The organism is Serratia sp. X3 (assembly GCF_014982455.1).
GTDB classification, from domain to species: domain Bacteria; phylum Pseudomonadota; class Gammaproteobacteria; order Enterobacterales; family Enterobacteriaceae; genus Serratia; species Serratia ureilytica.
The window spans coordinates 1580656-1590003 of record NZ_JADCNB010000001.1; the positions used below are offsets into that span (position 1 = coordinate 1580656).

General features: G+C 52.9%; 18 protein-coding genes. 16 read left to right on the top strand and 2 right to left on the bottom strand.

Translation table 11 applies throughout. The annotated features are described in order from the left end of the window. The first annotated feature begins 1 nt into the window (after position 1). From IMX17_RS07435 to IMX17_RS07500, 14 genes are all read left to right on the top strand, one after another. The gene (locus tag IMX17_RS07435) at positions 2-841 is read left to right on the top strand and encodes a chromosome partitioning protein ParB (RefSeq protein WP_193549555.1); all 840 of its coding nucleotides are present in this window, start codon (positions 2-4) and stop codon (positions 839-841) included. Continuing rightward, positions 825-1256 carry a hypothetical protein gene (locus IMX17_RS07440; protein ID WP_193549556.1) on the top strand — a complete coding sequence of 144 codons (432 nt, stop codon included), beginning with the start codon at positions 825-827 and terminating at the stop codon, positions 1254-1256. Before IMX17_RS07435 ends, IMX17_RS07440 begins: the two co-directional genes overlap by 17 nt. Next, entirely contained in the window at positions 1253-1666 is a 414-nt protein-coding gene (locus IMX17_RS07445) for a hypothetical protein (protein ID WP_193549557.1), read from the top strand. The genes IMX17_RS07440 and IMX17_RS07445 overlap by 4 nt, the downstream gene beginning before the upstream one ends. Then, entirely contained in the window at positions 1659-1841 is a 183-nt protein-coding gene (locus tag IMX17_RS07450) for a hypothetical protein (RefSeq protein WP_193549558.1), read from the top strand. Before IMX17_RS07445 ends, IMX17_RS07450 begins: the two co-directional genes overlap by 8 nt. Continuing rightward, positions 1838-2062 carry a hypothetical protein gene (locus IMX17_RS07455; protein ID WP_193549559.1) on the top strand — a complete coding sequence of 75 codons (225 nt, stop codon included), beginning with the start codon at positions 1838-1840 and terminating at the stop codon, positions 2060-2062. The genes IMX17_RS07450 and IMX17_RS07455 overlap by 4 nt, the downstream gene beginning before the upstream one ends. Continuing rightward, on the top strand, positions 2062-2763 hold the full coding sequence (locus IMX17_RS07460) for a hypothetical protein (protein ID WP_193549560.1): 702 nt from the start codon (positions 2062-2064) through the stop codon (positions 2761-2763). The genes IMX17_RS07455 and IMX17_RS07460 overlap by 1 nt, the downstream gene beginning before the upstream one ends. Position 2764: 1 nt before the next feature. Then, a complete protein-coding gene (locus IMX17_RS07465) occupies positions 2765-3037 on the top strand; it encodes a hypothetical protein (protein ID WP_193549561.1) in 273 nt (90 codons plus the stop codon). Between the two features lie 118 nt (positions 3038-3155). Next, the gene (locus IMX17_RS07470) at positions 3156-3404 is read left to right on the top strand and encodes a hypothetical protein (protein WP_193549562.1); all 249 of its coding nucleotides are present in this window, start codon (positions 3156-3158) and stop codon (positions 3402-3404) included. A gap of 90 nt (positions 3405-3494) precedes the next feature. Then, the gene (locus tag IMX17_RS07475) at positions 3495-3788 is read left to right on the top strand and encodes a hypothetical protein (protein ID WP_193549563.1); all 294 of its coding nucleotides are present in this window, start codon (positions 3495-3497) and stop codon (positions 3786-3788) included. 56 nt (positions 3789-3844) lie between these two features. Next, positions 3845-4063 carry a hypothetical protein gene (locus IMX17_RS07480; RefSeq protein ID WP_193549564.1) on the top strand — a complete coding sequence of 73 codons (219 nt, stop codon included), beginning with the start codon at positions 3845-3847 and terminating at the stop codon, positions 4061-4063. A 224-nt stretch (positions 4064-4287) separates the two neighbouring features. After that, a complete protein-coding gene (locus IMX17_RS07485) occupies positions 4288-4668 on the top strand; it encodes a hypothetical protein (protein WP_193549565.1) in 381 nt (126 codons plus the stop codon). A gap of 14 nt (positions 4669-4682) precedes the next feature. After that, positions 4683-4871 carry an ANR family transcriptional regulator gene (locus tag IMX17_RS07490; protein ID WP_060447806.1) on the top strand — a complete coding sequence of 63 codons (189 nt, stop codon included), beginning with the start codon at positions 4683-4685 and terminating at the stop codon, positions 4869-4871. Beyond that, positions 4868-5515, top strand: coding sequence for an MT-A70 family methyltransferase (locus IMX17_RS07495; RefSeq protein ID WP_193549566.1), 648 nt, complete (start codon positions 4868-4870; stop codon positions 5513-5515). The genes IMX17_RS07490 and IMX17_RS07495 overlap by 4 nt, the downstream gene beginning before the upstream one ends. 182 nt (positions 5516-5697) lie before the next feature. After that, on the top strand, positions 5698-5946 hold the full coding sequence (locus IMX17_RS07500) for a hypothetical protein (RefSeq protein ID WP_071532844.1): 249 nt from the start codon (positions 5698-5700) through the stop codon (positions 5944-5946). On the opposite strand, the gene IMX17_RS07505 is transcribed toward IMX17_RS07500, so the two are convergent. Both IMX17_RS07505 and IMX17_RS07510 read right to left on the bottom strand, forming a co-directional pair. After that, positions 5910-7112, bottom strand: coding sequence for a site-specific integrase (locus IMX17_RS07505; protein ID WP_072274560.1), 1203 nt, complete (start codon positions 7110-7112; stop codon positions 5910-5912). The two genes, IMX17_RS07500 and IMX17_RS07505, sit on opposite strands and share 37 nt — an antisense overlap. Positions 7113-7461: 349 nt before the next feature. Beyond that, complete coding sequence (locus IMX17_RS07510) at positions 7462-8085, bottom strand: hypothetical protein (RefSeq protein WP_046898517.1); 624 nt, start codon at positions 8083-8085, stop codon at positions 7462-7464. Between the two features lie 190 nt (positions 8086-8275). Between IMX17_RS07510 and IMX17_RS07515 the strand changes: the two genes are divergently transcribed. Further along, positions 8276-8530, top strand: coding sequence for a hypothetical protein (locus IMX17_RS07515; RefSeq protein ID WP_152665249.1), 255 nt, complete (start codon positions 8276-8278; stop codon positions 8528-8530). A 107-nt stretch (positions 8531-8637) separates the two neighbouring features. After that, complete coding sequence (locus tag IMX17_RS07520; RefSeq protein WP_019454910.1) at positions 8638-9327, top strand: MarC family NAAT transporter; 690 nt, start codon at positions 8638-8640, stop codon at positions 9325-9327. Positions 9328-9348 lie beyond the last annotated feature (21 nt).

Genomic DNA, 9348 nt, shown 5'->3' on the forward strand with positions numbered 1-9348 from the left:
CATGGCGAACTCATTCAAGCAGATGAAGAACAACGGAACGCTTAAGCGGACTGACTCCGGAATGTTCATCAAGCTGGCTGATATTCACGTCCAGGAAGGCTTCAACAAGCGCGTAGACGATGAGCGCACACAGGCCGCTGATGATGACCTGTTCAATCACCTGTCATCAGGAAAGCCGGTTCCTCCGCTTGAGGTTCGCCCGCGCGATGAAGGCGGCGTTTGGATTGTTGAGGGCCACCGCCGGCACCGCGCATATTTGCGTTGCCGTGACGCGGGAAAGCCCGTTGAGTGGATAGCAATCCTACCGTTCACTGGTAGCGACGTGGAGCGCATAGCGCGCATCATGAACAGCAATAGCCAGCTGTCGCTTACCCCATACGAGCAATCGCAGGTGGTAAAAGAGCTCGCAGGCTTCAACCTGTCACCAGATGAGATTGCCGCGCTGGTCGGCAAGAGCCGCGCCACGGTCGATAAGCTGCTTGCCCTCACCCAGGCAAATCACGATGTTCAGACGCTTGTCAAAGATGGCGCTGTTGCCGTCGATGCCGCTGTTGAGCGCGTAAAAGAGCATGGCGAGCAAGCTGGCAAGGTACTGGCTGGCGACGTAGAAAAGGCCAAAGCCGCGGGCAAGAAAAAGGTCACAAAATCCTTTATCGCTTCAAAATTCAGCGCACCAAAGTCCCGCAAGCTCGTCACGCTCTTAGCACAAGCCGAAGTCCGTGAAATCGACGGCCAGACCGCCTACATCCTTCCCGCCGGCACTCAGCTTGATGTGCTCGCCATTCTCGATGAGTACCGCTCCACCAGTGGCAAGGAGAACCCCGATGGTTCAGAGATATAACCCGGATTACGTCATGCACGCGGCGCGATTTGCGCCGTTTGCCCGCGAAAATGAGCATGGTGAGTTCGTTAGATTCTCGGACTATGAATCCCTTGCTCTGGAGAATGCGGCGCTGAAGAGTGCCATAACCGGGAAAGCCTATATCGACTTCGTGACATCCAATGGATGGAACCCAGGGATGAAAACCATCAACGGCAAGTTTGCCGGCTTTATGGATGCAGAGATCGATTTCGGGTGCATGGCATATGACCATGCCAAGAAGTTGATCGATGCGGTCGAAACCCCAGCCACTGACGCAGCACTTGCAGCTATCCAGGCGCAGGGAGTTGAGAAGGCTGCGGCAAAACTATACGGCTCCGGCTATGTGTTTGAAGTGCTGATGCGTCATGCCGCCGAACTGCGGGAGGCTAAATGAAAAAGCGCCCAGTGATGCCAGCAAATGAACTGAAGGCGTTCAGCGTGCAAGCCGATGAGTTCGGATGCATTCGATTCGCCAAAACTCATGTAGAAGCCCGTCGTGAGGGTGCAGCAGAACTTGATGTTGAGTTTGGCGATATCGTTTCGTGCCGTCGTGCGCCGGATCTGGATAAGTACGCCGCTACTCGTCATGTGCCATGGAAGGTGCTCATCGAGGAGCGTGGCTGGTCGCAAGAGTGCGGATACTGCAATCATCGCGTTTACGACGAAACCGAAGGCCGTGTTTTTGACGAGAAATGCGAGCAGGCATTCTGCGATATCGAATGCCAGGCGCGCCATGAAAACGTGCTCATTGATATGGGAATTCGCCGGTCAAGTGACAGTGCTAGGGAGGTGGAGCGTGGTTAATCAAAACTTCAAGCCAGGGAGCCTGCGTTATTTCGATGAAGAAATTGGCGCGCACGTCGTTTCAGAGCCTGGCTCTACTTCGTACAGCTCAACAGCGATGGCGGCAACTGAATTTTTTAACGGCATCGAGTGGTTGCCGGTAGAGGGCGACGAGGCCCAGGAGAAAGCATTATGAGCAGGGTAAAAACGATGGGCGCCAGCCCGCTAAGTGGCACAATTTTTTACGGCACACTGGACACCGACAAGGGTCGCTGGGTTGGTCATAAATCTGACGTAACTGAAATGGCGCGTCGATCTGTTGCCGAGCATCTTTACCATACCGGTGACAGCCATACCTACGAGCTGAAAGATGGCCGCCTTCTGGTGCTGAGCGTTGAAATTCGGGAGGCTGAGTGATGGACAATAAGCTGAGCGAACTGAGCAAGCCGGTGGCGTATACCGATGCGGAAGAGCTGCGATTCCACCATGCTACAAGTGACATGTGGCCCGTTCCGCTTGGATTCGGGAAAGACGTGCCCCTCTACTCGCAAGAGTACGTCTCCGCCCTGCTGGAGAAATCGAAAGAAAAAGATGAGCGCGCCATTGCTTGCGTTAATGCATTCGACGGCATCGAAACTGAACGCATTGCGGGTAAAAGCCTGGGTGAGTTTTTGGCTGGTGAACTTTACCTAAACAAAGCAGAGCCTAAGCAGGATGGAAGCTTTGGGTTCACGTTCTCTGGGCTTGCCGTGCAACTGATGGCCGATTGCTTCGCTGACCAGTTCAAATCCTCTGGCGCCATCAACTATCTCGAACTGCTTTTCGAGCATGCAGAAGTCGGAGAGATGACCGTAACCATGCAACGCGTTGAAGGATTAACTCCGGCGCAGAAACTTGCAGCGGCAGAGCAGCGCATCGCCGAGCTGTCACGCCTGCTGGCTCACAACATCGAACGTGCCGAATCAGCAGAAAAGCGGCTGGCTACGCCGGTGCGGTTGAAGAAGGTCGATTCCAGCAACGTGCCATTTGCCGGCGACGGCTTTAATGCTGCCGTTGATTATTGCGTTGATGCTGTTCGCGCCGCTGGCTTCACCTTCACCGTAGAGGGGGATGAGTAGGATGGCAATCTTCATTTCATTGCGTTGCGAAGAACGCGGCGATGGTCGGTCGCCGTATGACGGGACTCGATGCTGGTCAGACGATAACAACGACCCGTGGACTATGGCCGATGACACAAAGAAATCTGCCGCTGTGTGCATGAGTGAGCTGTTTGCTGAGGCGAAAGAAGATGGCTGGAAAAAAATCAATGGCGGCTGGGTTTGCCCAGCTTGCCAAAAGCACATGCAGGGTGATGCAAGACACTTGCTGTTTAGTAACTTGAAAGTTATCTAGAGTATTTCCATCAGCAGCTAGAGTACTAATGTGGAATTAGCGCTAAACTTCATAGGCCAACTTACTTACAAGTTGTAGTGACAACCGGTTAAAAACAAACAATATAATGGACATGTAAATGAAAAATATTACCATAAGTTATTTCGCTACCAATCTTACAGGTATGCATAGAGAACATGTAGAAAGCGGCCGTAATGGGCCACATAAATATCATATAATTCAAATCCCAATAAATGAAGTTAGCAAGGTTTTATTTGATGGCTGGCGTCGGGATCAAGGCGTTTATTTCGATTGCAAACCTTCAGGAAGCGGTGATTACTTCCTTGTTGATGAAACTGAACAAGCATATATTTTCAAGACGAAATAAATAGTTATGCTAAATCATACTGTCTCGCTCAAAAGCGGATTGTTCAGTCTATAGAAAGTAGGCAACACTTGGTGCCTTAGGAGAGTTATTGTGAAAGTTGATTTCATAGTTTTTGGTCATGGCCATGATGGTGTTTTGCGCACTGACGATTACAACGGCAGCGGGGTTGTGGAGTTTTTGCCTGCTGCAAAATTGCAAGCTATAACCCCAGGAAAGCCAATAATCCCTCAACAAGCAAGATTTGAGAAATTCCAGGTTATGGTACATACATCTGGCCTAGATCGTAAAAGGTACTTCCTTGCAGTCGCTGATGGGTATATTCCGGAAGATATAGATGTAAAAATCATGCAAGAAAGCCCACGTCCCATACCGGAGATTCGGTAACTAAATAAACCTCGCATTCGCGGGGTTTTCAATTGCCATTTCAAACGAGGTCGACATTGCTCTTACTACCCGACGATAACGAAATCATCTCGCGGCTCAGTATTGCCGGCTCAACGCCGGATTCGGTCGCAAGCCTCCTCCGCTGTGCCGGCTACAACGGCATGACCGGGAAAGCCATCCGCCAGCGTTTGATCAAGCTGGAAAAAGAAAACGCCGTTGAGAAAGTCCGCCGTCCTGGCATCCAATCCGCATGCTGGGCGCCAATCACCAAATAACCCACCAAAAATATGAAACCACGAATTCCGCAACGAATCAGCGCTAAAGCTGAGGGGGTTCTATGCGCCTATAAGAGGGGTGAAAAGAAGCCCAACCAAACCTACCAGCATAAGTATTTGACGCTGCCAGTGGCCCGCTGCTGGCGAATGCTTTCGAAAGACAACGGCAACTCATGGGAAGTGATGAGCCATGAGCGCTACAACAACCAAATCAGGATTTAGCCATGACTAATTACGATCTGATTCTGTTCCTCATCGGAGACGGCGGTTTCTATATCCGTGATGAGCATATCGCTATGCTGCAGAAGAAATTTCCTGATGAGTGCATCACCCCGGAAAGGATTTCAAATCTGCGGTTTTCTCTCACAAGCTCCCCATACGTTCAATGCGAAATCATCTATGTGAAAGCTAACGTCCGAGCACTGAAGGTTTTGTCTGTTGATCCGCTGTACCAGCGTTATGCAAGGAAAAAACCAAGGGGAGCAATCGCAAAACTTACCGACAGCTATTTACTCAGTGAGCCGCCTGAGGTTGTTCGCAGAATCCAACTCATGCAGCTGTTTAACCAGTTGCTTGCCCCTGTAACCCACCAGCGCGCCTACTGATCCCGGAGATAGCCATGTCATTCAAATACAAATCACTGGCCCATCAGGCGGCCGAGGCAGAACGACGCGCCCATTTCGCAGATGCTGCAGAGAAGTGGCGCCAGGCGCTTGAAGCTGCGCGGGCGGTAGATGTTGCTTGGATCCACATCCGCATAGGTTTTTGCGTCAACGCGGCCGCGCGCTGCTGGGGTAACGCTCAATGACCTATCAACTCATCTATGCAGATCCGCCCTGGAGTTACGGCAACACGATTAGCAATGGCGCCGCCGGTAATCACTACAGCCCGATGAGCATGGTAGATCTGAAGCGTCTGCCGATATGGGCTATTGCTGCGCCAGATAGCGTGCTCGCAATGTGGTACACCGGCAACCACAGCCAGGAGGCGATCGAGCTGGCAGTGGCTTGGGGATTCAGCGTCAGAACGATGAAAGCGTTCACCTGGGTGAAGCTGAACCAGCAGGCCGAAATTCGGTTCAACAAAGCGCTGAAGCATCAAACCATATTCGACTTTACCGACCTGCTCGACATGATCAACGCCGAAACACGGATGAATGGCGGCAATTACACGCGCGCCAACTCAGAAGACGTGTTGATCGCCGTTCGCGGCCAGGGCATCGAGCGAGCAAGCGCATCAGTAAAACAGGTTGTGTTCAGTTGTCTCGGCGAGCACAGCGCGAAACCCTGGGAAGTCCGCCGGCGCCTTGAGCTGCTATCCGGCGACGTGTCACGAATCGAACTATTCAGCCGTGGCGATGCGCCTGGCTGGGATCATTGGGGGAATCAATGCCCAGTAAACAGCCTGCAATTGCTGCCGGCAGCGTTCAGCAAAACGCACTCCGATCAGTAGCGAAGCGATGTAACGACGAACTCCACGCCGCGATTAAGCAACACCCGAAAACCCCTTTCGACACCCTATCCCGCCCTATCATCATGAAGCATTTCGCTCAGGTCGAACTGCTCGGCATTTCTTTGCCGCGATTCAACTACACGATCGGCATGCTGAATGGGCGTTTTACAGAGAGATAAGCCATGACTAAAAGCAACCTACCGATTCAGCCTGTATTGATCACCCGCGAAGGTATACAACAGCAGTTGGGCGGTATATCAAGAACCACCTTTTGGCGCAGGAAAAAGCAGTGGGAAAAGGCTGGTACACCGTTCCCTAAACCAGCGCCTGGCACCAATCCAATCCATGGCGGCGAACAGTACAGATATTGCGACGTGATACGATTTTTCCGCGCTCAAGGCCTCATTGATGAAACGCAGGACGCCACATGAGCGGCCCAAATATCCAGCGCATTTTGCTGCTCTTTGAGATATGAATGCTGGTCATATACCGCCAGCACACCACCGAGTTTATGCCCCAGCACCTTTTCGGATACGTGGGGCTCAATCCCTAATTCGCTCATTTTAGTTTTTGCAGTGCGACGTAGATCATGCATAGCCCAGTCATGAACTCCCATCTCATTCCTAAGCTGTTCCGCCATGTTCAATAGAACACCTGCCGACATAGGGCGATCGCCCTGCACAATCGCCGGCGGGAACAATTGCGATATGTTCGGGTATAGCGACATAGCCTCCTCAATTAGCTTTGCGGCATCCCCTGATAGTCCTCTCACAAACGGCTGGCGCGTTTTTGAATTTTCCGCAGGAACGCGCCACGTTCTGTTTTTCACATCAAACTCGCCCTTCTTTGCTTTCCTTAGCTCAACTCCCCGACATCCTGTAAGCAGCAACAATTTAATGAAGATTTTGTTCTGGTGAACAATCCGGGAACCTTCAAGAGCCAACCAAAAAGCTCCTATTTCATCATCACTGAAATACCGTTTAACCACGCCAACAGGTTTTCCAACGTCGCTAATTCTCAATGCGGCGATAGGATTAACGCGAATCTTCTCCGTTCTCAAGCAATACGAAAACACCTGCTTTAGCTTTGAAAGCATGATCCCAGCAAAGGTTTCCGCCCCATTCGTTCTCATCCTTTTGAAAACTGGCTGCCAGTGAGATATCTGCATTTCATCCACAATCATATCGCCGACATATGGGATTACATGCCGCTCAAATGCCCTCTCCCAATACTGCAATTTCACAAGGCGCTGAGCCTGAGCGCTGGCAGTCCAATGTGATAGACAGTCTTTCACAGAGGCTGCGCCAGCGATCTCCTCAAGCGTCATGGATTTCACTGTGATGGGGTCTTTCCCTTCGGCCAAGACGCGCTTGGCCTCTTGAACCATATCGCGCGCTTCTTTGAGCGAAATTTCGTCGTAACTTCCAAGCGTCATGCGGCGTGCCTTACCTGCGTACCGGTATCGGTACTGGAAAACAATCAGCCCAAGTGGGGTTATACGGATAGACAGGCCGCCGCCGTCAGGCATCTCGATCAGTTTTGGGATGGGTTTTCCATTAAGCTTGCGGAGTTTGGCATCGGTGAGCACTGTGTACATCTCCAATTATGTACACAGGTATGTACACAATTTTAGTGGCTTGGATTGAAATCATATGAAACGGATTGAATCACTAGCCAAGGGCTTTTTCAAGCACCACAGTGAGTTGATGGGGTAATTTGAAACAGAATGGAATCATGTGAACTGCCGAGCATTGCTTACACGACAGATCACATGCAGTACGAAAATTGGATTTTGGGTTTGGTCAGCCAGGTTTCAGATCTCGCCCACAATTGCCAGATTGAAACCTCACTGGGTATACAGAATGGAACGCATACCTTCTCAGCCGCATTCGGCTAAGCGAATAGTATCACTAAAATTGTTCCGGATAAATAAAGCGCCGCCGCCCTCACACTTTCGCGTTATCCGGCGCAAAAACGCCTTTCAGGTAGCTGAGGGTGGCCAGCAGGCACAGGCCGTAGCCCAGCAGTTCGCATCCCTCTTCCACCATGTTTTTCACCACCCGGTTGTAACCGTCCAGCATCAGCGTTTGCCACAGCGCCCCCATGCCGAACAGGCGTGAAAACACCAGAATGCACAGCAGACCGGCGCACATCATGCCGTAGCCGCGATGCGTCACGAAATAGGCCAGCCCACGCACCGTCGCCGCGACGTGCCTTGCAGCATGCCACAGGCAGGCCAGGGCGACCGCCAGCGCAAACCACACCCAGGCGCCGTGCCACAACGCATCGAAAGCGAAGTCCATCTCGCGGATCAGCATGCAGAGAAAGAAGCCGCCGACCAACATCCAGGCTGAGCGACGTTCAGCCTGCCGCCGAGCCGCGGCGAAAAAACCGCCGGCGATGGCGAGCAGCAACAGCTCCTGCGCCGCTTCGGTCAACGAGGTTTCATGCACGAAGTTATGCAGCCAGTGCACGTCAATAAACACCAGGCCGACCAATGCCGCCAGAAAAACGCCGGAAAGCGCGAAGGCGCCAATTTTCCCCAGTAAAAGTTTCAGCTCGTCTTGCATAGTCAGTCTCATTCTTGTTTTAAAGCGCGCCTATGGTAGGCAGCTGAGCCAGCAGGGTGTAGCAATTGATGCGAAACGTCGGCCTTTACCGGCCAACTGCGGCGAAAAAGGCCATAAAACACAAAAAATGCGCGTATTTTCCAGACGCCGATCACTTTATCGCCGGCGTTCGGCGGCATACCGGCTTCGCGTGGCGATCTTCGCCGCCAGCCGCTATTCTGAAACCAGTCTGTTCCAATTGAGACTTATGCAGAAGATGAATCGGTTACTCGCAGTCCTCGTCGTGGTGTGCGCGGCATTGGCGACGTTATATGGGCTGGTGCATTTTGGCGCGCGTTCGGTGCCGCGCGCGATCGCGGTCAACGAGGCGCCGCTGGGGTGTGAGGATGAACCAGAACTCACCGCCGAGTGCAGCGGTGAGGATGAAGCGCCCGCCGACGGTTAATTAACGTTACGAGCTATCCCCATTGCCGCCGGCCGTACGGCAGGCTAGGCTGTTCAGCTCATGGGCCGCCGCCTGGCGGCTTGAACGTTGCACAGGGAGTTTATTTTATGACGGGTATTTTGCAGTTATTCCAGGCCATCGGACTGGGTTTGGTGCTGCTGTTGCCGCTGGCCAACCCACTGACCACCGTGGCGTTGCTGCTCGGGTTATCCGGCAATATGACGCGTGAGGAGCGCAATCAGCAGTCGCTGATGGCCTCGGTTTATGTGTTCTGCATCATGACGGTGGCGTTTTACGCCGGCCAGGTGGTGATGAACACCTTCGGTATTTCGATCCCCGGCCTGCGCATCGCCGGCGGCCTGATCGTCGCCTTCATTGGTTTCCGCATGTTGTTTCCGCAACAAAGCGCCGATGAGGCGCCGGAGGTGGAGAGCAAGTCGCACGAGCTGCGGCATAAGACCTCGGCCAACATCGCCTTCGTGCCGTTGGCCATGCCAAGCACCGCCGGGCCGGGCACCATCGCGATGATCATCAGCTCGGCGTCGAGCGTCAAAGATAATACGCTGGGTTTTGAACCCTGGGTGCTGGCCGTGGCGCCGGTCGCCATCTTCCTGACGGTCGCGGTGATCCTGTGGGCCTGCCTGCTCAGTTCCGGCGCCATCATGCGGTTGGTCGGGAAAAGCGGCATCGAGGCGATCTCGCGCCTGATGGGCTTCCTGCTGGTGTGCATGGGCGTTCAGTTCATCATCAACGGCGTGCTGGAGATCATCTCCACCTATACGCCGGCCGCCGCTTAAGGATCAAAAACGGGCGCGACA